Below are 25,521 nucleotides of genomic sequence, written 5' to 3' on the forward strand. Positions count from 1 at the left end.
GTAGTGCCGCCCCCGGACGCGATCGCGTCCGGGGGCGGCACTCAGCAGGGGGGAAACATCACAGGACGTTCTGTGCCTCTTCGTACCGGTCCGCCGGAACGGTCTTCAGGGTCGACGTGGCCTCGGCCAGCGGCACCATCACGATGTCGGTGCCGCGCAGGGCCGTCAGCATCCCGAACTCGCCCCGGTGCGCCGCCTCCACCGCGTGCCAGCCGAAGCGGGTCGCGAGGACGCGGTCGTAGGCGGTGGGGGTGCCGCCGCGCTGGACGTGGCCGAGGATGACCGGACGGGCCTCCTTGCCGAGCCGCGCCTCCAGCTCGACGGCGAGCCGGTTGCCGATGCCGGCGAACCGCTCGTGCCCGTACATGTCCGTACCGCCCTCCTCGACGGCCATCGAGGAGCCCGGAGCGGGCTTGGCGCCCTCGGCGACCACGACGATCGCGAACCGCTTGCCCGCCGAGAAGCGCTCGCCGACGATCGCCGTTAGCTCCTCGATGTCGAAGGGGCGCTCCGGCACGACGATCGCGTGCGCGCCCGCCGCCATGCCCGAGTGCAGGGCGATCCAGCCGGTGTGGCGGCCCATGACCTCCACGACCATCACGCGCTGGTGGGACTCGGCGGTGGTCTTCAGCCGGTCCAGGGCCTCGGTGGCCACGCCCACGGCCGTGTCGAAACCGAAGGTGACGTCCGTCGAGGCGATGTCGTTGTCGATGGTCTTCGGCACGCCGACGATCGGCAGTCCGCCCTGCGCGAGCAGGTTGGCGGCCTTCAGGGTGCCCTCGCCGCCGATCGGGATGATCGCGTCCAGGCCGAGGTCGGCGACGTGCCCCCGGGCCCGCTCCACGCCGTCGCGCAGGTGCGCGGGCTGGACGCGGGAGGAGCCGAGGATGGTGCCGCCGCGGGCCAGGATGCCGCCCACGGCGTCGAGGTCGAGCTTGCGGTAGTCGCACTCCAGCAGGCCGCGCCAGCCGTCGTGGAAGCCGATGACCTCGTCGCCGTGGTCGACCACGGCGCGGTGCACGACGGAACGGATGACGGCATTGAGGCCGGGGCAGTCGCCGCCGGAAGTGAGCACACCAATGCGCATGGCAGGAAGAACCTTTGCAACGTGGGCCGACGACCGGACCACGTCGTCCGGTTGGAACTACCTGCCAGCCTACAAGCGGATTCCCGGTGGACTGAACCATCCTCCACATGCTGGTCAGAACAATTGTGCGAACGGACGTCGGCCCGGACCCCCTGGGGGATCCGGGCCGACGGACGGTACGGCAGGTGCCGGGCGGGCTACGCGGGCTGCGTGGCCGCCGCGATGCGCTCGTTGCGCAGGGCCTCGTACCAGCGGTCGTCCAGGGGCGGCAGCGCGTTCACGTCGAGGGCCAGCTTCAGCAGCAGGTCGGCGATCAGCGGGTTGCGGGCCATCACGGGGCCGTGCATGTACGTGCCGAAGACGGTGTCGCTGTACGCGCCCTCGGTGCCGTCGCCGGTGCCGTTGCCGCGGCCCAGCCGGGTCCGGGCGAAGGGCTTGGCGGTCGGACCCAGGTGCGTGACGCCCTGGTGGTTCTCGAAGCCCGTCAGCGGCGGCAGGTTCAGGCGCGGGTCGATGTCCGCCAGCACGTCGCCGACGCACCGCTCGCCCTCGCCGCGCACGGTCACGACGTCCAGCAGGCCCAGCCCCTCCTGGCGCTGGCCCATGTCGTTGACGAACTCCTTGCCGAGGATCTGGTACCCGGCGCACACCGAGAAGACGATCGCCCCGTTCGAGACGGCGCGCTCCAGGCCGCCGTCGCGCAGCAGCCGCTCCGCGGCCAGCCGCTGCGGCCGGTCCTCGCCGCCGCCGATCAGGTAGATGTCGCCCGAGGTGGGGATGGGCTGGTCGCTGCGCACGTCCACGCGCTGCACGTCCAGGCCGCGCTGGCGCGCCCGGCGCTCCACCACGAGGGCGTTGCCCTGGTCTCCGTACGTGCTGAGCAGGTCCGGGTAGACCCACACCAGACGCAGGCTGTTGTCGCTCATGCTCTTGTCCTCTGCGGTTCTGACGGGGTGCTAGTTGCCGACGCGGCGGCGCACGTCCTGGAAGGCGGTGTAGTTGGCGATCAGCTCGATCTGACCGGGCGGCGCCAGCTGCACGGCCTCGTCGATGGTCTCGCAGACCCGGAAGTCCAGACCGGCCACTTCCAGGCGGACCGCGAGGTCCAGCTTGCGGTCGCCGATCACGAAGATCGGGTGGCCGGCGAGGCGCGGGTAGTCCACGTCCCACAGCCAGGACGTGTCCGTGCCGTCGGCGCCGCGCGCGTTCACCGAAAGGATCACCGGCGTGGGCGGCGGGTCGATCAGCGAAAACGTTTCGAGCCAGCCCGCCGGGTTCTTCGCGAGCAGCAGCCGCAGCTCACGGCCCATGAAGTTCACCACGTCGTAGCGGCCGGCCACGGCCTGGACCTGGTACATGCGCTCCAGCGCGACCTGCGGGGGCACGCCGAACACGGCGGCCACGGCGGCCGAGGTGGCGGCGTTGGCCTTGTTCGCGCGGCCCGGCAGCTGGAGGTGGATCGGCCATGCGCTGCCGTGCGGGTCGAGCACGTGGTCGCCGGAGAGCACCCAGCTCGGGGTGGGGCGGCGGAAGCCGCACTCCCCGCAGAACCAGTCGTCGCCCGGTCGCTGCATGACGCCGCCGCAGGAGGGGCACGACCAGGCGTCGTCCTTCCACTCCTGGCCGGCCGCCACCCACACCACGTTCTGCGAGGACGACGCCGACCACACGATCAGCGGGTCGTCGCAGTTCGCCACGATCACGGCCTTGGAGCCCTGGAGGCCCTCGCGCCACTTCTCGGCGAGCATGCGGGTCTCGGCCGCGCGGTCCAGCTGGTCGCGGGAGAGGTTCAGCAGGGCGATCACCTTGGGGGTGACGTCCCGGGCCACCCCGGCCAGGTACTTCTCGTCGACCTCGATGACGCCGTACTTGGCGTCCGAGCCGCCGGCCAGGGCGGAGGTGATGCCCGCCGGCATGTTGGCGCCCAGCGCGTTCGAGACGACCGGACCGCTGGCCCGCAGGGCCTCCGCGATCAGGCGGGTCGTCGTGGTCTTGCCGTTCGTCGCGGAGACGAGGACGACATCGAGATGCTGCGCCAGCGCGCCGAGAAGATCGGGGTCCAGCCTGAGTGCGACCTTGCCACCGATCACCGATCCGCTTCCGCGTCCCGCGGCCCGCGACACCGCCGCCGCGGCCTTGCCCGCCGTCACGGCCAGCTTGGCCCGCGGCGAAAGCGGCTCCGTGTTGCCTGCCATCGTCCCTTGTCCTCCTTGCGTCGGTCGGCCCCAGCCTATCCAGTACCGGCCGGGGCCTTGACCGCGGCGCCCCAGGGACGCCGCGGATCTCCTCATATATTCGCCCGTCGTACCCTTACGGCCATGCGACAGCGCCCCATCCCCGGTACCACCGGACTCGTCCGCACCATGAGCCTGCTGGGTGATCCGGTGCTCCATTCCGCCTGCGCGGAGGTCACCGCCTTCGGCCCCGAACTCGACCGTCTCATCGAGGACATGTTCGCCACGATGTACGCCGCCGAGGGCGTCGGCCTCGCCGCGAACCAGGTCGGCGTCGGGCAGCGGGTCTTCGTCTACGACTGCCCCGACGACGATGACGTCCGCCACGTCGGCCACGTCGTCAATCCGCGTCTGGTCCTCGCCGACGGGGACGAGTTCCGCGGCCCGGAGGGCTGCCTGTCCCTCCCGGGCCTGGAGGCGGGCACCGTCCGCTTCGACCGGGCGGTCGTCGAGGGGGTGACCTCGGACGGTTCCCCGGTGCGGATCGAGGGCACCGGCTTCTTCGCCCGGTGCCTCCAGCACGAGTGCGACCACCTCGACGGCACCGTGTACGCGGACCGGGTGACCGGGCTGCGCGCCCGCCGGCTGCGCCGGGCCGTCCGCAAGGCGCCGTGGGGTCCCGCCCGCGACGACAGGGGCCGAAGCTAGAACCCGGGGCCGTCCAGGCGGTTGCCCGCGGTGGCGAGCCGGCCCCAGAGCAGGTCCGTGAGGCCGGCCACCAGCTCGGCCCGGCCGCAGGGGCGTTCGCCGAGCCACCAGTCCCCGGCCGCGTGCATCATGCCGACGATGCCGTGGCCCCAGATCCGGGCCGTGCGTTCGCCGCCCGGTCCGAGGTCGACGCGTTCGCCGATGACCTGCGCCAGCTCCTCGCCGAGCCGGCGCAGCAGCGGGGCCGAGTGCAGGCCCACGTCGAAGCCGCGCTCGGTGCTCTGCGAGTCCTCGGCCGGGTGCATCAGGAACCGGTACACCTGGGGCCGGGCCTCGATGGCGGCGAGATAGGTGTCGAGGGTGGCCTCCACCCGGCGGCGCCGCTCGGCGGGCGCGTCGAGGGCGGCCCGCAGCGAGTCCAGCAGGGCGTCGGTGTGCCGGACCGCGAGGGCCTGGTAGAGCCCCGCCTTGTCGCCGAAGTGCCGGTAGAGGATGGGCTTCGTGATGCCCGCCTCGGCGGCGATGGCGTTCATCGAGGCCTTGGGGCCGTCCCGCAGCACGACGCGGTCCGCCGCCTCCAGAAGCTCCCGCCGACGGCGTTCGGCCGCTCCCGGCTCACCGGCCTGCGCAGTGGTGTGCATGACGTGTTTCTCTCCCCGCCCTTGCGATGGTGCGTGACGCCCACGCAACGTAACACCCCGCACACCCTCGCGATCGAATCGGCGTCGCTTGACAGTGCTTACCGGCCGGTAACAGACTGTGGCCATTGTTCAGGTTACCCGCAGTAACTCGCGGACGTGGGTCTGCCGGTGGCGGTGTGAGACAGCTGGAGGGGACATGGCGGAGTTCACCATGGAGCTCAACGAGGACCAGAAGCAGGTCCGCGACTGGATCCACGGTTTCGCCGCGGACGTGATCAGGCCCGCGGCCGCGGAATGGGACGAGCGCGAAGAGACCCCGTGGCCCGTCATCCAGGAGGCCGCCAAGGTCGGCATCTACTCCCTGGACTTCTACGCCCAGCAGTTCTTCGACCCCACCGGCCTCGGCGTCCCGATGGCCATGGAGGAGCTCTTCTGGGGCGACGCGGGCATCGCCCTGTCGATCGTGGGCACCGGACTCGCGGCCATCGGCGTCGTCGCCAACGGCACCGAGGAGCAGATCGGCACCTGGATCCCGCAGATGTACGGCACCCCGGACGACGTGAAGGTCGCCGCCTTCTGCTCCTCCGAGCCGGACGCCGGATCCGACGTCGGCGCGATGCGCACCCGGGCCGTGTACGACCAGGCCAAGGACGAGTGGGTGCTCAACGGCACCAAGACCTGGGCGACCAACGGCGGCATAGCCAACGTCCACATCGTCGTCGCCGTGGTCGACCCCGAGCTCGGTACCAAGGGGCACGCCTCCTTCATCGTGCCGCCGGGCACGCCCGGCCTCTCGCAGGGCCAGAAGTTCAAGAAGCACGGCATCCGCGCCTCGCACACCGCGGAAGTGGTCCTGGAGGACGTACGGGTGCCCGGGTCCTGCCTGCTCGGTGGCAAGGAGAAGCTCGACGAGCGCCTGGCGCGGGCCCGTGAGCGGGCGGCGGCCGGCGGCGGCGAGCGGGTGAAGAACGCCGCGATGGCCACCTTCGAGGCCTCCCGGCCCGCGGTCGGGGCGATGGCGGTCGGCACGGCCCGCGCCGCGTACGAGGTCGCCCTCGACTACGCGAAGACCCGCACCCAGTTCGGCCGCCCGATCATCGACAACCAGGGCGTGGCCTTCCAGCTCGCGGACATGCGCACGCAGATCGACGCGGCCCGGCTGCTGGTGTGGCGCGCTTCGTGGATGGCGGTCGCCGGCAGGCCCTTCACCGCGGCGGAGGGCTCGATGTCGAAGCTGTACGCGAGCGAGGTGGCCAAGAAGGTCACCGAGCAGGCGGTGCAGATCCTCGGCGGCAACGGATTCACCCGGGAGTACCCGGTGGAGCGGATGCACCGCGACGCGGCCATCTACACGATCTTCGAAGGGACGAGCGAGATCCAGCGCCTGGTGATCGCGCGGACGCTCTCCGGCATGCCGATCCGCTAGCCGCGGCGGTACGGGGGCGGGGCCGGTGGCCCCGGGCCCTGCGCCGCCGTGGGGCCGCCCGGGGCCGCAGGGCGGCACCCGTGCGCCCGCGCCGCGATGGCGTACGGGCCCCCGTGGGCGCCCCCGCCGCGGGGTGGCGTGCGGGCCGTGGGGCCACCCCGCCGCGGCGGGGTGGCGTGCGGGCTGTGGAACCGGGCCGGTCGTCGGGTGGCGTGCGGACCCTGGGCCCCCGGGGCCGTCGCGCCCCGGGCGGGGGCTCAGCCGCGCAGGAGGCGGGTGAGGGCGCGGGCGAACAGGGCGTGGCCGACGCGGGCCGTCAGGGGGTCCAGGAGCCGGGGCAGGCCCCGTACCCGGACCTCCTCCCGCCAGAGGACCTCGGAGCCCCCGCCGGGGCCCGGACGGACCTCGATCTCGGCCCAGCCCGTCACCGCCCGGCCGCGCTTTTCGAGCCGGACCAGCCGGGGCGGCTCCCAGCGCACGACCTCCATCGGGTCGTCGAAGGTGATTCCGGCCACTCCGGTACGGGCCGTGAAGCGGGTTCCGGCACGCGTCGGCGGCGGGGTCACGATGATCGTGCGGGTCAGCGGGACCTGCGCGCCGTGGCGTTCCCAGTCCGTCACCCGCCTCCAGGCGTCGGCCGGCGCGAGCGGGCTGCGGCGAATGATCCGGATGACGGGCATGAGCGCATGGTAAGCGGGCATACACACCCTGAACTGGACCTCGAATATGGGTTCCGTCCGGGGGCGGCGATCAGTAATACTCACCGCCACCGTGGATCGCGGATTCGACCGGGTGACCACCGGCCCTCCCGCCCCACACTGCGAGGAGGTGCGCCATGTGCTCCCACCAGCCCCCCTGCCCGCCCGCCGACAGCGCCGACCACGAGGCCGCGCGCGTCGTGGCCTCCCATCCCGAACAGGGCTGGAGCCTGCTCTGCAACGGCGTGGTGGTGTTCGACGACACCGGTGAACTGCTCCCCGAAGGCCGGACGGTGGAACCCCGTCGGCCGGCCCTGGTCTGAGCGAGGAGGCAGCATGCGCCAGCAGCTGATCCGCAAGCCCGTCCCCAAGCCCGCCCCCCGAGACCTGGACCTGCGCACACCGTCGGGCAGACCCCTCCCGTACTGACGGGAGCCCCGGCATTACGGCGTCCACCGGAAGGCGATCAGCCGGTGGACGCCTCAGTACCGCCCAGGAACGCGGTCTCGTACGCCGCGTCGCCGATCGCCGCCCTCGCCTGCCGTTCGCCCTGGTCCCGCAGGGCGGTCAACGAGGGCGAGCCCATCTGCGGCCGGCCGACCGTGCGCCACCAGGCGTGCCCGGTGCCGAGCAGCCGCGCGGCCAGCTCCCCGTCGCCCAGGGCCGCCACCGCGGCCGCGAGCACGTCCAGGCCCAGCGCGATGCCGAAGCGGTCGCCCAGCAGCCGCTTCCCCGAAAGCATCGCCCGCACGTGGCGGGCCGCCTCCCCGTGCTGGCCGAGCCCCAGCGCCGCGACGGCCAGGATGTAGTCCGCGTACGCCCGCAGCCAGCGCTCTCCCAGCTCCGCACAGGACTCCCGCAGCCCCCGGGCCTCCTCGGAGGCCTCCTCGTAGCGCCCGAGGTCGCACAGGGCGTATCCGGTGGCCAGCCGGCACAGCAGCCAGCCCGTGCCGCTGGTGCGGCCGCCGTGGCCCGCCCTCGCCCGGGGTCCGGCCAGCGCGATCGCCGTCGTCGGGTCGCCCGGCATCAGGACCGAAACGGCCCGCAGGTAGGCGGCGCGCAGCTCCGGCTCGGGGTCGCCGAGCGGGGCGGCGGCGCGGGCACACCGCAGGCCGGTCTCCAGGGCCGGGTCCATGTCGCCCTGGAGCAGCATCGTCAGGCCGAGGGCCCACAGCCCCTGGGCCCGGGCGGCGCCCCCGGGCGGGGCCTCGTCCAGGGCCCGTTCCAGGAAGCGGCGGCCCTCGTGGACGTGCCCGCAGGCGAACCAGAAGAACCACAGGGCGCCGGCCATCTCCAGGGCCGCGGCCGGGTCGGCGGCGAGCAGGTGCTCCAGGGCGGTGCGCAGCTGCGCGTGCTCGGCGGTCATCCTGCGGTACCAGTCCACCTGGCCGGGCCCCATCCAGCCCTCGTCGGCGGCCTGCGACAGCGCGGCGTACCAGTGGGCGTGCCGGTCGGCGACGGACCGTACCTCGCCCAGCTCCGCCAGCCAGTCGCGGCCGAACTCGCGGATGGTGTCCAGCATCAGGTAGCGGGCGCCCGCCCCCCTCTCCTGGGAGCGGCGTACGACGGACTTGGAGACCAGCCCCTCCAGCACCCGTTCCACCCGGCTCGGGGCCAGCGGCCCGCCGGAGCACACGGCCCGGGCGGCGGCCACGTCGAAGTCGCCGGTGAACACCGACAGCCGGGACCACAGCAGCCGCTCCACGGGCTCGCACAGCTCGTGGCTCCACCCGATGGCGGTGCGCATGGTCTGGTGCCGGGGCAGGTGCGCGGCCCGGGTGTCGGCGAGCACCTCGAAGCGGGCGCCCAGGCGCTGCGCCATCTGCTCCAGCGTCCACAACCGCAGCCGGGCGCACGCCAGTTCCAGGGCGAGCGGGATGCCGTCCAGGCGGCGGCAGACCTCGGCGGCGGTGCGGGTGCGGTCCGGGTCCGCGAAGACGGCGGCGGCGGCCTCCGGGGCGGCGGCCAGGGCGCGGGCCCGGAAGAGGGTCAGGGCGTCGCTGTCGGGGCCCTCGGAGGGCAGCGGGCGGACCTCGACCACCCGCTCGCCGGGGGAGCCCAGCCGCTCCCGGGAGGTGGTCAGCACCGTCAGGCCCGGGGCGGACTGCAGGAGTTCGCCCGCCAGGTGCCGCACCTCGGAGACGAGGTGTTCGCAGGTGTCGAGGACGAGGAGGATCTCCTTGTCGGCCATCCACGCGCACAGTTCCTCGTCGAGGGGCTGTGCGGAGTGGTCGGCGAGACCGACGGCGTGGGCCACGGTGGTGGTGAGCAGTCTGGGGTCGCGCAGCGGCGAGAGCTGTACCCACCAGATCCCGTCGCGCCGGGCCGCGGCCCGGCCGACGGCGCGTCGGGCGAGGCGGGACTTGCCCACGCCGCCGACCCCGGTCAGGGTGACCAGTCTTCGTTCGCCCAACAGGCGCCCGAGCAGGGTGAGTTCACCCTCCCGGCCGACGAAGCTCGCCACGTCCGGCGGCAGATTTCCCGGCACGGCGCCAGAGTCTGGCGCAGGGCCGACACCCGCGGAGTCTGCCTGATTGTCGTTGACCGAGTACTCACCGAACACGGATGTATTGTGCGCGATCTTCTTTCACGGCACGGCCGTTCGCTTCGGATCGCCGTGCGCCGTGCGGGTGACGGCGGGCCGGCCGGCGTCGTCCGCCTCAGCCGGCGAGGGTGATCCGGCGCTGCTCGCAGAAGGCTCCCCAGTTGCCGTCGGGCAGGCGGGCGCGGAGTTTCAGGGTCCAGGCGGTCCCGGCCGGTTCCGCGGTGGTGAGCCGGTAGGAGGCCCGGCCGGCCGGCACGGCTCCGGCCCCGAACTGGATGACGGTGACGGGCCGGTCGTTGACGTAGAGCTGGTACTCGCCCGTGGGGCGCCCCGTGTCCGGCGGGTTCCAGCTCAGGTCGACCGCGCCGGGGGAGGCGGTCGCGGCGAAGGCGCCGGGTGCGGTGTCCGGGGCCCGGGCGGGGTCGGCCGGGGTGGTCACGGCGACGGCGGGGCCGTCGGGTGAGGAGTTGTCGGCCCCGTCCCGGGCGCGGACGGTGAAGGAGTAGGCGGTGCCCGGCTGCAGGCCGGTCAGCGAGGTGCCCCGCTCGGCGGGGCCGGCCGTGTGGATACGGGTGCCGCCCTGGTAGACGTCGTAGGCGGTCACGCCCGTGTCGTCCGTGGCCGGGCTCCAGTCGAGCCGGACCGTCCGGGGGCCCTCGGCGCGGCCGTCGGTGGCGGGCGGGGCGGTGGGGGCCGCGTGGTCCTCGGCCCTCGCCGCCGGGGTGGTGGCCCGTACGGGCGCGCTGGGGGCGGAGCGGTTCCCGGCGGCGTCGCGGGCGCGGACGGTGAACTCGTAGGCCGTCCGGGGCGCGAGACCGGTCACGTCCACCATCGTCCGGTCGGCCGGCAGCTCCCGGACCAGTTGTCCGGCCCGGAAGACCTGGTAGGCGGTGACCCGGTCGGCGGGCGCGGCCGACTCCCACATCACGTGGACCGAAGTGGCGCTGCCCGCCTGGGCGGTGAGCCCTGCGGGTGCGTGCGGGGGGCGGGTGTCGCCGGAGCCGCACCCGGCCAGCGCGCCGGCCGCCAGGCAGAGCGCGAGGGCCAGGGGGAGGGGGTGCGGGGGAGCGGTGCGTCGCACGGGGGGCCTTCCTGCGCTTCCTTGCCACGGTGACCTCGTAAAGGTCTAGACATATATGGCACGCGCGGCGCCGACCGGGCAAGACCCGTGCCGCCGGCGGCCGGCGGCACGGGCCGGCAGGGGGTCCCGAGAGGGGCGGTGTGGCCGGATTCGTCTTCTTCTGAACCCGTCTGACATTATTGCGATCTCTTTGCAATAACAGATGACCGTAAACAGGGATGTGCACAGCATGACGGCCCGGACAGTACGGGGAGCGGCCGGAGCCGCGCTCGCCACCGCACTCATCACGGGCGTGACGGCCTGCGCGAACCCCTCGGGGCCGGCCCGGCCGGCCGATTCCGCCGTGGTCGGCATCGCGACCGAGCCGGAGAGCCTCAGCCCGCTGCTGGGCTACGGCAAGGACGGCAACTCCAAGATCTTCGACGGGCTGCTCACCCACGACGCGGACATGAAGCTCCGGCCCGCCCTGGCCGAGGCCCTGCCCGAGGTCTCCGCCGACGGCCGCACGTACACGTACCGGCTGCGCCAGGGAGTGAAGTTCAGCGACGGGGAGCCCTTCACGGCCGCCGACGTCGAGTTCACCTACCGCACCATCCTGGACCCGGCGACGAACAACGCCTCCAGGACCGAACTCGACGCGGTCGAAAGCGTCACCGCACAGGGCCCGGACCGGGTCGTCTTCACCCTGAAGTACCCCTACGCCCCCTTCGCCGAACGCACCGTCCTGCCCATCGCCCCGGAGCACGTCGCCGGGAAGCAGGACGTCAACAGCGGCGATTTCACCACCCGGCCCGTCGGCACCGGACCGTACGTGCTCACCGGCTGGTCCAAGGGTGAGAAGATCTCCTTCAGGGCCAACCCGTCCTACTGGGGCGGCGAGCCCGCCGTGAAGAAGTTCACGATGGCCGTGATCAAGGACGACGACGTGCGCGCCACCCGGCTGCGCTCCGGCGAGCTGGACGCCGCGATCCTGCCCCCGAACCTGGCCGCCGGCTTCGCCGGGGACCGCACGCGCAGGACGTTCGCCGCGAAGACCTTCGACTACCGCGACGTCACCCTCCCCACGCACCACCCGGTCACCGGCGACCCGGCCGTCCGGCAGGCCCTGGACATCGCCGTCGACCGCGCGACCATGGTCGACAAGCTCCTGGACGGCGCCGGCAAGGCCGCCCACGGCCCGGTGCCCACGGACAGCCCCTGGTTCACGCCCGGCACGGAACGCGCGTACGACCCCGACCGGGCGAAGAGGATCCTCGACGACGCCGGCTGGAAGCCCGCCGCGGACGGCGTCCGCGTCAAGGACGGGGTCCGCGCCTCCTTCCCGCTCTGGTACACCACCGGCGACAAGATCCGCCAGGACCACGCCCTGGCCTTCGCCTCCGACGCCCGCAAGGCGGGCGTCGAGGTCACGACCGAGGCCGGGACCTGGGAGGTCATCGAACCCCGGATGAAGACCGACGCCGTCCTCGCCGGCGGCGGCTCCCCGGCCGACCCCGACTTCGACCAGTACCCGCTGCTGACCTCCTCCCTCGCGGGCGACGGCTTCAACAACATGGCCCGGTACGACAACCCGGTCGTCGACCGGGCGCTGGCCGACGCCCGCAGGAGCGGCGACCCGGCCGTCCGCAAGACCGCGTACGACACCGTGCAGCGCGAGCTCGTCAAGAACCCCGGCTACGTCTTCCTCACCCACATCGACCACCTCTACGTCGTGAACGACCGCTGGGACGGCCCCAGCACGCAGGTCGAACCCCACGACCACGGCCTCGGCTCCGGCCCCTGGTGGAACGTCGAGCACTGGAAGCCGAAGCAGCCGTGAACCGCGGCCTCCCCTGGGGGCCGATGGCGCGCATGGCGGGGCGGCGGACCCTGTTCGCCGCCCCCGTCCTGCTCCTCGTCACCTTCGGCGTCTTCGCCGCCGCCGCCCTGTCCCCCTTCGACCCCGTCAAGGCCTACGCCGGCACCGCGGGCCTGACCGCCTCGCAGGCCGAACTCGACCAGCTGCGCGCCAACCTCGGCGTGGACCGGCCGTTCACCGCGCGCTGGTGGGACTGGCTCACCTCGGCGCTCACCGGAGACCTCGGCACCTCCGCCGTCCTGCGCCAGCCCGTCGCCGACGTCATCACCGGACGCCTGGGCTGGTCGGCGCTGCTCGCCTGCTGCGCCTTCGCCGTGGCCCTGCTGCCGGCCACGGCCCTCGGCGTACTCGCCGCCCGCCGCCGGGGCGGCCCCCTCGACCGGGTCGCCACCGCCCTCGCCTACGTCCTGGAGGCGGCCCCCGCCTTCTGGCTCGGGCTGCTGGCCGTCTGGCTGTTCGCGGTCCGCCTCGGCGTGCTGCCGTCCGGCGGACTCACCGACGCCGCCGCCGACACCGTCACCGCCGGGCAGGTCGCCTCGCACCTGGTGCTGCCCGCGCTGGTCCTCGGCCTCTCCCAAATGCCCTGGTTCTACCTCTACGTGCGCCAAGGCGTGGCCGACGCGCTGGAGGAGGACCCCGTTCGCGGGGCCCGGGCGCGGGGCCTGTCCGAGCGGCGGGTCCTGCTCGGCCACGGGCTGCGCTCCGGGATGCTCCCCGTGCTGACGCTCATCGGCTCCCGCGTGCCGGAGCTGATCACCGGGGCCCTGCTGGTGGAGACCGTGTTCAGCTGGCCCGGCATCGCGGCCGCCACCGTCCAGGCCGCCACCTCGGTGGACTTTCCGCTGCTGGCCGCCCTGACCGTCCTGGCCACCGCCGCGGTGCTGGCCGGGAACCTGCTGTCCGACCTGCTGTACGGGCTGGCGGACCCGAGGGTGGGCTTCGATGGCTGACCTCCCCGGCGCGACCGGAGTCCCCGCGGGCACGGCCCCCGGCGCCCCCGCGGACCCCGTGAAGTGGCGCCGCCACGGGCCGGACCGCCGCTCCACCCGCACCCTGCGCCTGCGCGCCTCGGCGGCCGTGCTGGCCCTGCTCGCCCTGGCCGTCCTGTTGGTGCCCCCGCTGGCACAACTCGACCAGCAGGCCGTCGACCTCTCCGCGAAGCTGCTGCCACCGTCCCCGCACCACCCCTTCGGCACCGACGGCATGGGCCGCGACCTGCTGCTGCGCTGCGTCTACGGGCTGCGCGTCTCCCTGCTGGTCGGCCTGGTGGCGGCGCTCGCCGCGACCGTGCTCGGTACGGCGGTGGGCGCGGCGGCCGGGGCGCTGGGCGGCTGGACCGACCGGCTCGTCATGCGCGGCGTCGACGCCCTCTCCTCGGTCCCGCACCTGCTGCTCGGCATCTTCGTCGTGGCCCTGTTCCGGCCCGGCGTCTGGCCCGTGGTGGTGTCCGTGGCGCTGACCCACTGGCTGTCCACCGCCCGGATCGTGCGTGCCGAGGTGCTCTCCCTGCGCGGGCGCCCGTTCGTGGACGCGGCCGTCTCCGGCGGCGCCTCGCGGTGGCGGGTCGCCGTACGCCACCTGGTGCCCGGGGTGCTGCCCCGGGCCGGGCTGGCCGCGGTGCTGATGATCCCGCACGCCATGTGGCACGAGTCCGCCCTGTCCTTCCTCGGCCTCGGCCTGCCCGCCCGTCAGGCCAGCCTCGGCACCCTCGTGCAGGACGCGCGCGGCCCGCTCCTGGCCGGCGACTGGTGGCCCACCCTCTTCCCCGGGCTGCTGCTCATCGTCCCCACCCTGGCCCTCGCCGGGCTCGCCGGTGCCTGGCACGACCGGCTCGACCCCCGGCGCCGTTCGGAGCTGACCCTGTGAGCCCCCACCCCGCACCCCCGCCCGCCGGGCGTCCGGTCCCCGTCCTGCGCGTGGAGGGGCTCAGTGTCCGCTTCCGCACGCGGGGCGGACGCCACGTCGAGGCCGTCACCGACGCCGCCTTCGAGCTGGCCCCCGGCAGCTGCCTCGTCCTCGTCGGCGAGAGCGGCTGCGGCAAGTCCGTCCTCGCCTCCGCGCTCCTCGGCCTGCTCCCCGGCAACGCCGAGACCGCCGGGTCGGCCCGGCTCGCCGACGGCCTCGACCTGCTCGCCGCCGACGAGCGGACCCTGGCCCGCACCGTCCGCGGCCGACGCGTCGGCCTGGTCCCGCAGAGCCCCGCCGCGCACCTCACCCCGGTCCGCACCGTCCGCTCCCAGCTCCAGGAGACCGTCCGGGAACTGCTCGCCCCGCAGGGCGGGAAGGCGCGGCTGCGGGCGGCCGCCGAGACCGCCGCCGCACGGGCCGCCTTCCCCGCCGACCACCTCGACCACCACCCCCACGAACTCTCCGGAGGCCTCGCCCAGCGCGCCGCCACCGCCCTCGCGCTCGTCGGGGACGCCCCCCTGCTCCTCGCCGACGAGCCGACCACCGGTCTCGACCGGGATCTCGTCGACCGCACCGTCGACGAACTGCGCGCCCACACCCGGGACGCCGGCCGGGCCCTGCTGATGATCACCCACGACCTCGCCGCGGCCCGGCGCGTCGCCGACACCGTCGCCGTCATGTACGCGGGCCGGATCGTGGAACTCGCCCCCGCCGACGCCTTCTTCGGCGCACCCGGCCCCCGCCACCCCTACGCCCGCGGCCTGCTCGACGCCCTCCCCGAGCGCGCCTTCACCCCGATCCCCGGAGCCCCGCCCGAACTCGGCGACCTGCCGCCCGGCTGTGCCTTCGCCCCCCGCTGCGCCCTGGCCGACGCCACCTGCCGGGCCGTGCGGCCCCAGCTGACCGAAGGGGTGGCCTGCCACCGTGCTTGAGCTCCGGGGCATCACCGCCGGCTACGACCGCCGCCGGCCCGTCGTCCGCGACGCACACCTCGCGCTGCGACCCGGCGAGGCCCTCGGGCTGCTCGGGCCCAGCGGCTGCGGCAAGTCCACCCTGGCCCGGGTCGCCGCCCTGCTGCACCGGCCCGACCGGGGGACGGTGGTCCTCGGCGGCCGCACCGTGACCGGCTTCCGGCACCGGGCCCCGCGCTCCCTGCGCACCGAGGTCGGCGTCGTCTTCCAGCAGCCCAGGCTCGCCGCGGACCCCCGCCTCAGACTGCGCGACCTCGTCGCGGAGCCGCTGCGGGCCACGGGCCGCGCGGGCGGGGCGCGGGCGACCGTCGCCGAACTGGCCGAGCGGGTCGGCCTCGGCCCGGAGCTCCTCGCCCGGCGCCCCCACGAGGTCAGCGACGGCCAGCTGCAACGCGCCTGCGTGGCCCGCGCCCTGGTGCTGCGGCCGCGCTGGCTGGTCTGCGACGAGATGACCGCGATGCTCGACGCCTCCACCACGGCGGCCCTGGTCGCGGTGGTGGAGGAGTACCGGAGGGAGACCGGAGCGGGACTGCTCGCGGTGGGCCACGATCCGGTGCTGCTCGGCCGGTGGTGCGACCGTACGGCCCGCTGGAGCGACATCGCGGACGGATGACCGACTGTTGCGCCCACGTGAATCATCCGGACCATCCATGGACTCCTCGGACAGCGCGCTCTAGCGTCGGGCGGCGGCGCGATGTCAGACGCAATGTCAACAACACCATGGAACAAGGAGGACGACCGGATGTTCCGAAGAGCGCTGAACTGCGCCGTGGCCCCCGCCGTCGCCGCCCTGACGGTGATCGGCGGGATCTCCCCGGCCCATGCCGAGGAGATCCCCCAGGCCCCCGGCCACCGCCTGGTCGGCCACTACGAGGGGAGCCCCGCCGCCGCGGCGCCGCTGCCCGGCGAAGCCCCGCCGCAGCACCCCTTCCTCGCGCCCAACGGCCGCAGCGGCATGCACTCCGACGCGGCCGGCAGCGCCACCTCCCCCTGGTCCGGCCCGCTCGGCAGGAACCCGCGGGTCACCAGCGAGAAGATCGCCGCCCTCGGCGGTGAGTGCGCCACCGCCACCTTCGACGCGGGCGGCCGGCTCGTCACCGTCTGCGGCACCTTCTCCGGCTTCAAGGTCAAGCTCCTGGAGCCCCGCACGCTCGCCACGCTCGCGGAGTACCAGCTACCGCAGCGCTCTTCGACGGTCGAGGCGATCACCTCCCTCGACTTCGCGAAGATCTTCAAGGACACCTCCGGCGGCGCCTACTTCTACCTGGACGACCAGGACCGGGCCGTGCTGGCCGACTCCCGCCAGCACGTCCTGCGCCTCGCCCACCGCCAGGACCCCGACGGCAGCTGGAAGTTCACCGTCGAGAACGACTGGGACCTCACCGGCCGGGTGCCCCACGACTGCGTCGGCTGGACCAACCTGTGGCCCAGCGGCACCTGCGACCCGGTCACCTCCGTCATGCCCGACTGGAACGGCCGCATCTGGTGGGTCACCCGGCAGGGCCGCGTCGGCACCGTCGACCCGGGCACGGGCGCGATCCGCTCGATCCACCTGGAGGGCGAGGAGATCCAGAACTCCTTCTCGGTCGCCGAGGACGGGGTCTCCATCGTCACCGACCACGCGCTCTACGGCTTCCGCGCCACCGCCGACGGCACCCCCGAGGCGCAGTGGCGCCAGACGTACGACCGCGGGACCGGCACCAAGCCCGGCTCCGTGAACCAGGGTTCGGGCACCACACCGGACCTCTTCGGCGACGGCTACGTCGCCATCACCGACAACGCCGACGACCGGATGAACGTCCTCGTCTACAGGCGGGGCGCGGACGTCCCCGCCGACCGGCGGCTCGTCTGCAAGGTGCCCGTCTTCGGATCCGGCGCCTCGACCACCGACAACTCCCTGATCACCTGGGGCAACAGCATCGTCGTCGAGAACAACTACGGCTACGAGAACCCCACCTCGCTGCTCCTCGGCAAGTCGGTCACCGGCGGCGTCAGCCGCATCGACGTCCGTGCCGACGGCAGCGGCTGCGACACGGTGTGGCAGAGCGCGATCCGCTCGCCCTCCGTCGTCCCCAAGCTCTCCACCGGCAACGGGCTGCTCTATTTCTACGAGAAGGAGCCCAATTCCTGGGGCATCGACGCCTGGTACCTCACCGCGGTGGACTTCCGCACCGGTGAGCGCCGCTGGCGGCAGCTGACCGGAACCGGGCCGCTGTACGACAACAACTGGGCTCCGATCACCCTCGGTCCCGACGGCACCGCCTACGTCGGCGTGTTCAACGGCATCGTCGCCGTCCGCGACAGCGGCTGACCCGGCCGGCGGGGGCTCAGTCCCCGGGCCGCCACAGCGGATGCGCGGTGTCGGCCCACCACCGCCCGACGAAACCGGTGCGCATCCCGCGCCGGGCCTCCGGATCGCCCAGGGCCTTGCCGATGTGCCCGGCCAGTACGACGCCCAGCGCCAGGGCCAGCCAGTCGTGGACGAAGGTGGCGCCGGTCCGCCACAGCAGCGGCGCGAGCCGGGTGAACCACATCAGCAGCCCGGTGCCCAGCATCACCAGCACCGCCCCGGCGAGCCAGGCCGCCCAGAGCTTCTGGCCGGCGTTGAACTTCCCGGCCGGGCGCGGTCCCCGGCGGCGCAGCGCGGAGCGCAGCCAGACCCGGTCGTGCGGGCCGAAGCGGTTCAGCACCCGCAGGTCGGTCCGGAAGGCGCGCGAGGCGAGCCCCAGCAGTACGGGCACGGGCAGTGCCAGACCGGCCCACTCGTGGACCTTGACCACCAGGTGCCGACGCCCGACCAGCTCGGCGAGCGGCGGCAGGTACAGGCAGCCGGCGGTGACCACGCAGATCCCCATGAGGGCGGCCGTGGCCCGGTGCACCCAGCGCTCGGCCCGGGTGAACCGCCGCACCCGCTCGGCCGGGCCGGACGGCCGGGCTTCGGACGGCCCGGCCTCAGACGGTCGGGGCATCGTCGCGTCCGTTCGACCGGCCGACCCAGGCGTCCACGTCATAACCGAGCTCCTCCCAGTAGCCGGGTTCGGCCTCGCGGGTCACGGTGATGCCCGAGAGCCACTTCGCCGACTTGTAGAAGTACATGGGCGCCACGTACAGCCGGGCCGGGCCGCCGTGGCTGTGCTCCAGCGGCCGGTCCTGCATGCTCAGGGCCACCATGACGTCGTCGCGCCGCGCCTGCGGGAGGGTGAGGCTCTCGGTGTACGTCCCGTCGAAGCAGGTGAACCGGATGGCCCGGCCCTCGGGCCGCACCCCCGCCGCGTCGAGCAGGCGCATCACCGGGACGCCCTCGAAGGAGGTGCCGGGGACCCGCCAGCCGGTCACGCACTGCACGTCGCGGACCACCCGGGTCTGCGGCAGCCGGCGCAGCGCGGCCAGGTCGTACGTCATCGGCCGCTCCACCAGGCCGTCGACGCGCAGTCGGTAGTCGGCGGCTCCGCGCTCCGGCACGGACGCGGCGACCGAGTAGTACCGGAACCCGCCGCCGTTCGGCAGCAGCCCGGTCAGACCGGTCGGGTCCCGGTCGGCGGCCGCCCCCAGCCCGGCCTCCACGCCCCGGCGCAGGGCGGGCGCGGCGACCAGTGCGGCGGCGCCGGCCGCGACGGTGCCGAGGAGCAGCCGCCGCCCGACGGGGGCACCGTGCCCGTCGGGGTCCTGCCTACGCGTATCCGTGCTCACCCGATGATTCGACCACCGGTACGGGCCCGGACACCAGGCGCGGCGGCCGTCCGTCAGACTTCCGTCACATTCCGGCGGGCCCCGGCGGCGGGGCCGCGGCCGGACGGGCGGATCGGGGGCTCCACCCCGCCCGGTCCGACGTCGACGTGCCGGCACCCGCCCCGGGCGGCGGATCACCCGCCCGTGATCGGGCCGAGGTAGGTGCCGCCGGAGACGTCGATGGTCTGGCCGGTCACCCAGCGGCCCTGCGGACCCGCCAGGAATCCCACCACGTCCGCTACGTCCCCCGGCTCGCCGATCCGTCCGAGCGCGGTGATCGATTCGAGTCCGGCCACCGCCTCGGGAGCGCCGGTCCACCCGGCGGTCATGTCGGTCAGTACCACCCCGGGTTCGACCGTGTTCACGGTGATCCCGCGCCGGCCCAGCTCGTTGGCGAGCGAGGGGCCGAGGGAAGCCAGGGCCGCCTTGGTGACGGTGTAGCCGATCTGGAGGGGGTTCGCGATCCGGGTGGCCGCCGAGCCCATGTTGACGATCCGCCCGCCGTCGCGCAGCAGCGGCAACGACCGCTGGATCACGAAGACCGGCGTGCGCACGTTGACCGCGAGCAGACGTTCGAACTCCTCCTCGGTGAGCTGCCCGATCGAACCGACCGAGTGGATGCCCGCGTTGTTGACCAGGATGTCCAGCCCCTCGGCGCCGTGGTCGGCCAGCCCGGCCGTGAGTTGCTCGAACAGCCGGTCCACCGCCCCGATCTCGCCGAACCTGGCCCGCACGGCGAACGCCAGGCCACCGGCCTCGGCGATCAGCGCCACGGTCTCCGCGGCGGCCTCTCGGCCGCCGCCGTAATGGACCGCGACCAGCACCCCCTCGGCGGCGAGCCGCAGGGCGACCGCGCGCCCGATCCCGCGCGAGCCGCCCGTCACCAGTGCGGTCCTGCCGTCCCATTCCGCCACGATCGTCTCCCCCTGTGCCGCCCCGGTCCCCTCGTGACCGCACTGTACGTGCGGACCGACGAAGAGACCGGGGGAACGCGAGGGGCGGGTCCTCTATACGGCCGATTCGAGGCGGCGCTCCCGCTCGCGTTCCGGGAGCGGTTCCGGGGTGGCGCGGATCCGGGAGAGGCTCGCCTCCAGGTCGTCCAGGGCGAGGCGGGCCGCGACGATCCGGTCGCGGACCTCGTCGGCCGGATCCGTGTCGTTCGCCGCGCGCTCCCGGGCCCGGGCTTCGGCCTCCTCCATCTCGCGCGCCTCGTCGAGCGAGTTGAGCACCACGCCGATCAGGACGTTGACCAGCACGAAGGAGGCGAGCAGCGCGTAGGAGGCGTAGTAGACGATGCTGAACCGGGAGATCTCCAGACCGGCCCGGACGGCATCGGTCAGGCCGTCCAGGGTGGTCAGCAGGAACAGGGTGAGCATGGCCCGCCCGATCGACCCGTAGTGGCCCGGGTCGGACTGCGCGAAGCAGACCCAGCCGACCATCGCGTACACGTAGAGCACCAGCGCCCCGACGAACAGGAAGCTGGCCGTGCCCGGCAGGCTGCGCCCCACGGCCAGCAGCAGGATCCGCAGGTGGGGCAGGAACCGGGCGGTGCGCAGCACGCGGGCCAGCCGCAGCAGCCGCAGCACGGTGGTGTTCTCGCGCAGGAACGGCAGGAAGGCCGAGGCGACGATCAGCAGGTCGAAGATGTTCCAGGGATCCCGGAAGAATGCTTTCGGCCGGTCCGCGTACGCGCCCAGGCGCAGCAGCATCTCCAGGGTGAACAGGGTCAGGCAGCCGGTCTCCGCCAGCTGCAGGACCCGGCGGTGCGCGTCGGCCAGCCCGCTGTAGGTCTCGGCGCCCATCAGTCCCGCGTTGAGCAGGATCACGACGAAGACGGCCATCCCGAAGGACGGGTCCTCGGCGATCCTCCGGCAGTGGGCCGCCAGTCTCCTGCGGCCGGGTCCGGCCTGCGTCGGCTGGTTCATCTCGCTCCTCGTACTCGTTCGTCGCACTCGTATGGACAAGGGCCCGACCGGCGCGGGGCTCGTGCGCCCGCGCCGCTCCGCCCTTCTAACGCCGCACGGCGGAACGGGTTTCAACCAAGCGGGACCCGCCCGGGGGCGTACGCCCCCGGGCCGATGCCCGGGCGGGAGGCCCCCGTTACTGTCGCGACATGGACAGAACAAGGCAGAGCGCTCCGCCGACGACGGGCGGGAGGTGGGGCCATGCCCTCCCCGACTGGGGCGGGGCGTTCCTCTACGGGCTCACGGCGCTGCTGCTCATCGGCGGGACCCCCGACGCCACCGGACTGCTGAGGGCCGGCGTCCTGACCCTGGGGCTCAGCCTGCTCGCGGGCCTGCTGCGGCGCCGTCCCCTCGCGGCCCTGGCCCTCACCCTGACGGCCGCCACGGTCGTGGCCTACGGGGTGCAGCGGGGCGACCTGACGACCGACCGCCACCTCCTCTACGTTCCCGTGGCCATCGTCTTCGGGATCGTCGTCGCCACCCGCACCCGCCGGGCCTCGGCCCTCGCGGGCGCCGCCGTGGTGCTGGTGGAACTGCCGGGCGTCGCCGGCCTGGCCCACGGCCCGTACGAGGTGACCGGCAGCCTGCTCGTCACCCTCCTGACGCTGGGCGCCTGCGGCATGGCCGGTCTGCTGCTGCGCGAGCGCCGCGAACACAGCGCAGAACTGCGCGAGTCCGCGGTGTCCGAGGCCCTCACCGCCGAACGTCTGCGCATAGCACGGGAGTTGCACGACATGGTCGCCCACAGCATCGGCGTGATCGCCATCCAGGCGGGGGTCGGCAGCCGGGTCATCGAGACCCAGCCGGCCGAGGCCCGCAAGGCCCTCGACGCCATCGAGACCACCAGCCGCGAGACCCTGGCGGGCCTGCGCCGGACCCTGGTCGCCCTGCGCCGGGCCCAGCCCGACGCGGAGGGCGGCCACGCCCCGACGGGGCCGGCTCCCGGCCTGGCCGACCTCGACGCCCTCGCGGCCTCGCTGGCCGACTCCGGGGTACGGGTCGACGTACGCACCACGGGCGAGCGGCGCGACCTCCCGCCGGACATCGACCTGTCGGTGTACCGCATCGTGCAGGAGGCGCTGACGAACGTGGTCCGGCACGCGGGCGGCGGTGTCCGGGCCCGGGTGGGCCTCGACTTCTCGGCGGAGGAACTGCGCGTGGAGGTCCTCGACGACGGCCGGGGGGTGTCCGCGCGCGCCGGGAAGAGCGGCTTCGGCATCACCGGCATGTACGAACGGGTCAGCCTGCTGCACGGCCGCTTCAGCGCCGGACCCCGCCCCGAGGGCGGCTTCCGCGTCGCGGCCGAGCTGCCGCTGCCCGCCGTGCGGACGGAGGCGGCCCGGTGACCGGTCCCGTACGCGTGCTGCTCGTCGACGACCAGCCGCTGGTGCGCTCCGGGCTGCGCGTGCTCATCGCCGACACCGCCGACCTGGAGGTGGTCGCCGAGGCCGGCACCGGTGCGGAGGCCGTGGCGCTCGCGGCCGAACACGTCCCCGACGTGGTGGTGATGGACATCAGGATGCCGGGAATGGACGGCATCGAGGCCACCCGGCGGATCACCGCGCGGCCGGGCGCGCCCAGGATCCTCGTCCTGACCACCTTCGACGAGGACGAACACGTCTACGGGGCGCTGCGCGCGGGCGCGAGCGGGTTCGCGGTCAAGGACATGGCCCTGGACGACATCCTCGCCGCCATCCGGGTCGTGGCCGCCGGGGACTCCCTGATCGCCCCCGGGGTCACCCGCAGGCTGATCGCGGACTTCGTCCGCGGTCCGCAGGGCGGGACCGGAGCGGGAGCCCGGCCGCCGCGGACGCCGGAGCGCCCGCTCCCGGGGGTCACCGACCGGGAACGGGAGGTCCTCGTCCTGGTCGGGCGGGGTCTGTCGAACACCGAGATAGCCGAGGAGCTGTTCATCTCCGTGGCCACGGCCAAGGCCCACGTGGCGAGGCTGTTCGGCAAACTGGGCGCCCGGGACCGGGTCCAGCTGGTGATCACGGCCTACGAGGCGGGGCTGGTCGCACCGCCCGGCTGAGCCGCCGCGCCCCGCGGGGTCCCGGGCGGGCCGTGCTCAGGGCGCCGAGCCATCGAGGCGGCCGGCCTCCCGGGCCGCGTGCTCGACCCGGGCCCGGTGGGCCCGCCACCAGGCCGCGTCGCGCTCCGGCAGGCTCTCGCTCCCGGTCCGCAGGCCGGTGGTGCCGTCGATGAGCTCCCGCAGGACGTCCGCGTGCCCGGCGTGCCGGTCAGTCTCGGCGATCATATGGACCAGGCTGTGGTGGAGGGTCACCTCGTCCCGGGCCCCCCAGGGCACCCTGCCCACGGCGTCGAGGCCGAGCGCCCCGATCGTCTCGTCCGCGTGCGCGCAGGCCGCGCGGTAGAGGCCGGTGATCCGCTCACGGGTCTCGTCGGCCGTGGCCCAGAGGTCCGCGTTGGGTTCGGCGTCGCCGGTGATCCACAACCCCGTCGCCTCGAAGGGCCGCCCGAAGGCGGCGCCGAAGTACAGGGCCTCGGCGCCGGCCGCGTGCTTGACCAGCCCCAGCAGATTGGTGCCGGTCGGGGTCACGGGCCGGCGGACGTCGTACTCGGAGAGTCCGTCGAGCTTCCACAGCAGGACCTCGCGGGCGTCCTGGAGGTAGATCTGCAGGTCCTTCTTGGCGTCCGATGTGATCATCGGGCCAGTCTGGTGGCCGGGGGCTCCGTGGTCACCGGATTTTCTGCGGACGCCGCAGGCGTCCCGCGCCCCCGGGGCCCGCTACTGGGAGCCGCCCGCCTGCTTCTGCGCCTTCTGGGCGTTCTTCTCCTTGATGCGCACGGCTTCCTTGCGCACGTCGGCCTGAGTGGCGCGCTCCTTCTGGAGCCACTCCGGGTCGGCCTGCTTGATGGCCTCGATCTGCTCCGTGGTCAGGGCCTCGGTGACCCCGCCGCGCGCGAGACCGGCGATCGACACGCCGAGCTTCGCCGCGACGACGGGCCGCGGGTGCGGGCCGTTGCGGCGCAGCTCCACCAGCCACGCGGGCGGCTCGGACTGGAGTGCGTTCAGCTCGGAGCGCGAAACCACACCCTCCTGGAACTCTGCGGGGGTGGCTTCGAGGTACACACCCAGCTTCTTCGCCGCGGTCGCGGGCTTCATCGTCTGGGTGCTCTGGTGCGAGGTCATGGTGTCAAGGGTATCGAGCGTGTGCGCTACCTCCGACCACGACCGGTAACCTGGCGGAGTGACAGGCTCGGATGTACCCCCTTCGTTCCGGCTCGCCTACGTCCCGGGAGTGACGCCCACGAAGTGGGTGCGGATCTGGAACGAGCGGCTGCCCGACGTCCCGCTGACCCTCGTGGGCGTGTCCGCCGCAGAGGCGTTCGACACGCTGCGCGGCAGCGGCGCCGACGCCGGATTCGTGCGGCTGCCCGTGGACCGGGCGGACCTCAGCGCGATCCCCCTCTACACCGAGACCACCGTGGTGGTGATCCCGAAGGACCACCTGGTGGCTGCCGTGGAGGAGGTGTCGACCGAGGACCTGGCCGACGAGATCGTGCTGCACCCCCTCGACGACGTCCTCGGCTGGGAGACCCTCCCGGGCCGTCCCGCCTTCGAACGCCCGGCCACGACGGCGGACGCGATCGAGCTGGTGGCCGCGGGCATCGGCGTCCTCGTCGTTCCGCAGTCCCTCGCCCGCCTGCACCACCGCAAGGACCTCACCTACCGGACGGTCACCGACGCCCCCGAGTCGCGCATCGCGCTGTCCTGGCCCGAGGAGCGGACCACCGATCTGGTGGAGGAGTTCATCGGCATCGTCCGGGGACGGACCGTGAACAGCACCCGCGGCCGTCCGCAGACGCCGCCCCAGCCCAAGCAGCGCAAGGCCGGTGTGGCCAAGTCGGGCACGGCCAAGTCGGGCACGGCCAAGTCGGGCGCGGGCAAGTCGGGCGCGGGCCGGACCGGAGCGAAGCCGGGCGCCGGCACGGGCGGCAAGGCGACGGGGAAGACGTCCGGCAAGAACCCCCGCGGCGGTTCCGCCGCACCCAAGGCCGCCAAGCGCGGCAAGCCGCGCCGCCGTCCCTGACGCCGGGCCGTCCGTCCGCCCGCCCCCCGTCCGGCCGTTTCCTCAGCGCTGCGCCGTCTCCTCCGGGGGTACGGCGTCGCTGACGTGCACCAGCCGGTAGGCGTGGCCGCGCCGGGGCCGGCGGTCGCTCCCGCGCAGGCCCCTCGCCTGCTGGACGGCTGCGTCGAGGAGCGCCGACACCTGCGGGTTGGCCCGGCGCAGCCGCAGCAGCTGGTCGGAACGCAGGCCGACGATCGCCGCGGCGGTCCCGGCGTGCACCCCCTTGGCCACGGACTGGAGCAGCAGGCGCAGGCCGAAACCGCCGACCTTGCCGGGCGCCCCGACCCGGTGCGCCTCGGCCAGGGCGGAAGCCGAGGCGAGCGCCGTGTCGAAGGCCGGGTCGTGGGCGCGCCAGCCGGCCAGCATCGGCTCCGGGATCCCGGCCGCGGCCGCGCATCCGGCGGGCCCCAGGCCCAGGGCCGCCGCGTGGACGGCGCGGGCCCTGCGGACGCTGTTCTCGGCGCTCAGGTCCGGGTGCGGGTCGAGCGCCGTGGTGAGCGCGCGGTCGATGTCCTCGGCCGTGCCCAGGCCCGCCAGCACCGCCGCCGCCCATTGCCTGCGGTCGCCCGGCGCGTCCTGTTCCTGCTCGTCCACTGGGTACGTGCCTCCCGCCGTGTCCGTCCGGCCCGGTCCCCCT

The 25,521-nt window shown here is 74.0% G+C and carries 26 protein-coding genes; 12 read left to right on the forward strand and 14 right to left on the reverse strand.

Annotation, left to right across the window (positions count from 1 at the left end):
- Nucleotides 1-58: 58 nt before the first annotated feature.
- The 3 genes from OG295_RS30635 to OG295_RS30645 all read right to left on the reverse strand — a co-directional run bounded on the left by OG295_RS30635 (nt 59) and on the right by OG295_RS30645 (nt 3,282).
- Nucleotides 59-1,087 carry a 6-phosphofructokinase gene (locus tag OG295_RS30635; RefSeq protein WP_280920392.1) on the reverse strand — a complete coding sequence of 343 codons (1,029 nt, stop codon included), beginning with the start codon at nt 1,085-1,087 and terminating at the stop codon, nt 59-61.
- A 197-nt stretch (nt 1,088-1,284) separates the two neighbouring features.
- Entirely contained in the window at nt 1,285-2,013 is a 729-nt protein-coding gene (locus OG295_RS30640) for a type 1 glutamine amidotransferase (protein WP_100661023.1), read from the reverse strand.
- 30 nt (nt 2,014-2,043) lie between these two features.
- Entirely contained in the window at nt 2,044-3,282 is a 1,239-nt protein-coding gene (locus OG295_RS30645) for a MurT ligase domain-containing protein (protein ID WP_266837476.1), read from the reverse strand.
- A 123-nt stretch (nt 3,283-3,405) separates the two neighbouring features.
- Here OG295_RS30645 and def point away from each other — a divergent pair, with 123 nt between their 5' ends.
- Nucleotides 3,406-3,969, forward strand: coding sequence for a peptide deformylase (def, locus tag OG295_RS30650; protein ID WP_371679850.1), 564 nt, complete (start codon nt 3,406-3,408; stop codon nt 3,967-3,969).
- Here def and OG295_RS30655 read toward each other — a convergent pair.
- Nucleotides 3,966-4,610, reverse strand: a complete 645-nt coding sequence (locus OG295_RS30655; RefSeq protein WP_371679851.1) for a TetR family transcriptional regulator — start codon at nt 4,608-4,610, stop codon at nt 3,966-3,968. The two genes, def and OG295_RS30655, sit on opposite strands and share 4 nt — an antisense overlap.
- A gap of 196 nt (nt 4,611-4,806) precedes the next feature.
- Here OG295_RS30655 and OG295_RS30660 point away from each other — a divergent pair, with 196 nt between their 5' ends.
- A complete protein-coding gene (locus OG295_RS30660) occupies nt 4,807-6,036 on the forward strand; it encodes an acyl-CoA dehydrogenase family protein (protein ID WP_371679852.1) in 1,230 nt (409 codons plus the stop codon).
- 257 nt (nt 6,037-6,293) lie between these two features.
- On the opposite strand, the gene OG295_RS30665 is transcribed toward OG295_RS30660, so the two are convergent.
- Nucleotides 6,294-6,716, reverse strand: coding sequence for an SRPBCC family protein (locus OG295_RS30665; RefSeq protein ID WP_371679853.1), 423 nt, complete (start codon nt 6,714-6,716; stop codon nt 6,294-6,296).
- 155 nt (nt 6,717-6,871) lie between these two features.
- On the opposite strand from OG295_RS30665, the gene OG295_RS30670 reads away from it, so the two are divergent.
- Entirely contained in the window at nt 6,872-7,057 is a 186-nt protein-coding gene (locus OG295_RS30670) for a DUF5999 family protein (protein WP_100661028.1), read from the forward strand.
- Between the two features lie 143 nt (nt 7,058-7,200).
- Here the strand turns inward: OG295_RS30670 and OG295_RS30675 are convergent, their stop codons facing one another.
- Nucleotides 7,201-9,222: an NB-ARC domain-containing protein gene (locus tag OG295_RS30675; protein ID WP_371679855.1), complete on the reverse strand. Its 2,022-nt coding sequence runs from the start codon at nt 9,220-9,222 to the stop codon at nt 7,201-7,203.
- 172 nt (nt 9,223-9,394) lie between these two features.
- Entirely contained in the window at nt 9,395-10,360 is a 966-nt protein-coding gene (locus OG295_RS30680) for a fibronectin type III domain-containing protein (RefSeq protein ID WP_371679856.1), read from the reverse strand.
- A 229-nt stretch (nt 10,361-10,589) separates the two neighbouring features.
- Here OG295_RS30680 and OG295_RS30685 point away from each other — a divergent pair, with 229 nt between their 5' ends.
- The 6 genes from OG295_RS30685 (at nt 10,590) to OG295_RS30710 (ending at nt 17,408) form a co-directional block, all read left to right on the forward strand.
- Nucleotides 10,590-12,179: an ABC transporter substrate-binding protein gene (locus OG295_RS30685; protein WP_371679857.1), complete on the forward strand. Its 1,590-nt coding sequence runs from the start codon at nt 10,590-10,592 to the stop codon at nt 12,177-12,179.
- Nucleotides 12,176-13,168: an ABC transporter permease gene (locus tag OG295_RS30690; protein WP_371679858.1), complete on the forward strand. Its 993-nt coding sequence runs from the start codon at nt 12,176-12,178 to the stop codon at nt 13,166-13,168. Before OG295_RS30685 ends, OG295_RS30690 begins: the two co-directional genes overlap by 4 nt.
- Nucleotides 13,161-14,084, forward strand: a complete 924-nt coding sequence (locus OG295_RS30695) for an ABC transporter permease (protein WP_371679859.1) — start codon at nt 13,161-13,163, stop codon at nt 14,082-14,084. The genes OG295_RS30690 and OG295_RS30695 overlap by 8 nt, the downstream gene beginning before the upstream one ends.
- A complete protein-coding gene (locus OG295_RS30700) occupies nt 14,081-15,058 on the forward strand; it encodes an ABC transporter ATP-binding protein (protein ID WP_371679860.1) in 978 nt (325 codons plus the stop codon). Before OG295_RS30695 ends, OG295_RS30700 begins: the two co-directional genes overlap by 4 nt.
- Nucleotides 15,051-15,710, forward strand: a complete 660-nt coding sequence (locus OG295_RS30705; protein WP_371679861.1) for an ABC transporter ATP-binding protein — start codon at nt 15,051-15,053, stop codon at nt 15,708-15,710. Before OG295_RS30700 ends, OG295_RS30705 begins: the two co-directional genes overlap by 8 nt.
- 129 nt (nt 15,711-15,839) lie before the next feature.
- Nucleotides 15,840-17,408, forward strand: a complete 1,569-nt coding sequence (locus OG295_RS30710; protein WP_371679862.1) for a hypothetical protein — start codon at nt 15,840-15,842, stop codon at nt 17,406-17,408.
- Between the two features lie 16 nt (nt 17,409-17,424).
- On the opposite strand, the gene OG295_RS30715 is transcribed toward OG295_RS30710, so the two are convergent.
- The 4 genes from OG295_RS30715 to OG295_RS30730 form a co-directional block, all read right to left on the reverse strand.
- Entirely contained in the window at nt 17,425-18,066 is a 642-nt protein-coding gene (locus OG295_RS30715) for a cytochrome b/b6 domain-containing protein (RefSeq protein WP_371679863.1), read from the reverse strand.
- Nucleotides 18,050-18,787, reverse strand: a complete 738-nt coding sequence (locus tag OG295_RS30720; RefSeq protein ID WP_371679864.1) for a molybdopterin-dependent oxidoreductase — start codon at nt 18,785-18,787, stop codon at nt 18,050-18,052. Before OG295_RS30720 ends, OG295_RS30715 begins: the two co-directional genes overlap by 17 nt.
- Before the next feature lie 173 nt (nt 18,788-18,960).
- Nucleotides 18,961-19,740, reverse strand: coding sequence for an SDR family NAD(P)-dependent oxidoreductase (locus OG295_RS30725; RefSeq protein WP_371679865.1), 780 nt, complete (start codon nt 19,738-19,740; stop codon nt 18,961-18,963).
- A 93-nt stretch (nt 19,741-19,833) separates the two neighbouring features.
- Entirely contained in the window at nt 19,834-20,751 is a 918-nt protein-coding gene (locus OG295_RS30730) for an ion transporter (protein ID WP_371679866.1), read from the reverse strand.
- A gap of 188 nt (nt 20,752-20,939) precedes the next feature.
- Here OG295_RS30730 and OG295_RS30735 point away from each other — a divergent pair, with 188 nt between their 5' ends.
- Together OG295_RS30735 and OG295_RS30740 are read left to right on the forward strand one after the other, a co-directional pair.
- Nucleotides 20,940-22,136 carry a sensor histidine kinase gene (locus tag OG295_RS30735; protein WP_371679867.1) on the forward strand — a complete coding sequence of 399 codons (1,197 nt, stop codon included), beginning with the start codon at nt 20,940-20,942 and terminating at the stop codon, nt 22,134-22,136.
- On the forward strand, nt 22,133-22,822 hold the full coding sequence (locus OG295_RS30740; protein WP_371679868.1) for a response regulator: 690 nt from the start codon (nt 22,133-22,135) through the stop codon (nt 22,820-22,822). The genes OG295_RS30735 and OG295_RS30740 overlap by 4 nt, the downstream gene beginning before the upstream one ends.
- Before the next feature lie 36 nt (nt 22,823-22,858).
- On the opposite strand, the gene OG295_RS30745 is transcribed toward OG295_RS30740, so the two are convergent.
- Nucleotides 22,859-23,458: a DinB family protein gene (locus OG295_RS30745; RefSeq protein WP_371679869.1), complete on the reverse strand. Its 600-nt coding sequence runs from the start codon at nt 23,456-23,458 to the stop codon at nt 22,859-22,861.
- Between the two features lie 81 nt (nt 23,459-23,539).
- Nucleotides 23,540-23,944, reverse strand: a complete 405-nt coding sequence (locus tag OG295_RS30750; RefSeq protein ID WP_371679870.1) for a DUF5997 family protein — start codon at nt 23,942-23,944, stop codon at nt 23,540-23,542.
- Nucleotides 23,945-24,002: 58 nt separating this feature from the next.
- On the opposite strand from OG295_RS30750, the gene OG295_RS30755 reads away from it, so the two are divergent.
- A complete protein-coding gene (locus OG295_RS30755; protein WP_371679871.1) occupies nt 24,003-24,845 on the forward strand; it encodes a LysR family substrate-binding domain-containing protein in 843 nt (280 codons plus the stop codon).
- 42 nt (nt 24,846-24,887) lie between these two features.
- Here the strand turns inward: OG295_RS30755 and OG295_RS30760 are convergent, their stop codons facing one another.
- Nucleotides 24,888-25,478, reverse strand: a complete 591-nt coding sequence (locus tag OG295_RS30760; RefSeq protein ID WP_371679872.1) for a hypothetical protein — start codon at nt 25,476-25,478, stop codon at nt 24,888-24,890.
- Nucleotides 25,479-25,521 lie beyond the last annotated feature (43 nt).

Source organism: Streptomyces sp. NBC_01276, assembly GCF_041435355.1.
In the GTDB taxonomy this organism is placed as follows: domain Bacteria; phylum Actinomycetota; class Actinomycetes; order Streptomycetales; family Streptomycetaceae; genus Streptomyces.

Bases quoted from the DNA above. Each gene is read 5' to 3' on its own strand.
- OG295_RS30635 (WP_280920392.1), bottom strand. From the start codon at position 1,087: ATGCGCATTGGTGTGCTCACTTCCGGCGGCGACTGCCCCGGCCTCAAT.
- OG295_RS30640 (WP_100661023.1), bottom strand. From the start codon at position 2,013: ATGAGCGACAACAGCCTGCGTCTGGTGTGGGTCTACCCGGACCTGCTC.
- OG295_RS30645 (WP_266837476.1), bottom strand. From the start codon at position 3,282: ATGGCAGGCAACACGGAGCCGCTTTCGCCGCGGGCCAAGCTGGCCGTG.
- def (WP_371679850.1), top strand. From the start codon at position 3,406: ATGCGACAGCGCCCCATCCCCGGTACCACCGGACTCGTCCGCACCATG.
- OG295_RS30655 (WP_371679851.1), bottom strand. From the start codon at position 4,610: ATGCACACCACTGCGCAGGCCGGTGAGCCGGGAGCGGCCGAACGCCGT.
- OG295_RS30660 (WP_371679852.1), top strand. From the start codon at position 4,807: ATGGCGGAGTTCACCATGGAGCTCAACGAGGACCAGAAGCAGGTCCGC.
- OG295_RS30665 (WP_371679853.1), bottom strand. From the start codon at position 6,716: ATGCCCGTCATCCGGATCATTCGCCGCAGCCCGCTCGCGCCGGCCGAC.
- OG295_RS30670 (WP_100661028.1), top strand. From the start codon at position 6,872: ATGTGCTCCCACCAGCCCCCCTGCCCGCCCGCCGACAGCGCCGACCAC.
- OG295_RS30685 (WP_371679857.1), top strand. From the start codon at position 10,590: ATGACGGCCCGGACAGTACGGGGAGCGGCCGGAGCCGCGCTCGCCACC.
- OG295_RS30695 (WP_371679859.1), top strand. From the start codon at position 13,161: ATGGCTGACCTCCCCGGCGCGACCGGAGTCCCCGCGGGCACGGCCCCC.
- OG295_RS30710 (WP_371679862.1), top strand. From the start codon at position 15,840: ATGTTCCGAAGAGCGCTGAACTGCGCCGTGGCCCCCGCCGTCGCCGCC.
- OG295_RS30715 (WP_371679863.1), bottom strand. From the start codon at position 18,066: ATGCCCCGACCGTCTGAGGCCGGGCCGTCCGAAGCCCGGCCGTCCGGC.
- OG295_RS30730 (WP_371679866.1), bottom strand. From the start codon at position 20,751: ATGAACCAGCCGACGCAGGCCGGACCCGGCCGCAGGAGACTGGCGGCC.
- OG295_RS30735 (WP_371679867.1), top strand. From the start codon at position 20,940: ATGGACAGAACAAGGCAGAGCGCTCCGCCGACGACGGGCGGGAGGTGG.
- OG295_RS30745 (WP_371679869.1), bottom strand. From the start codon at position 23,458: ATGATCACATCGGACGCCAAGAAGGACCTGCAGATCTACCTCCAGGAC.
- OG295_RS30750 (WP_371679870.1), bottom strand. From the start codon at position 23,944: ATGACCTCGCACCAGAGCACCCAGACGATGAAGCCCGCGACCGCGGCG.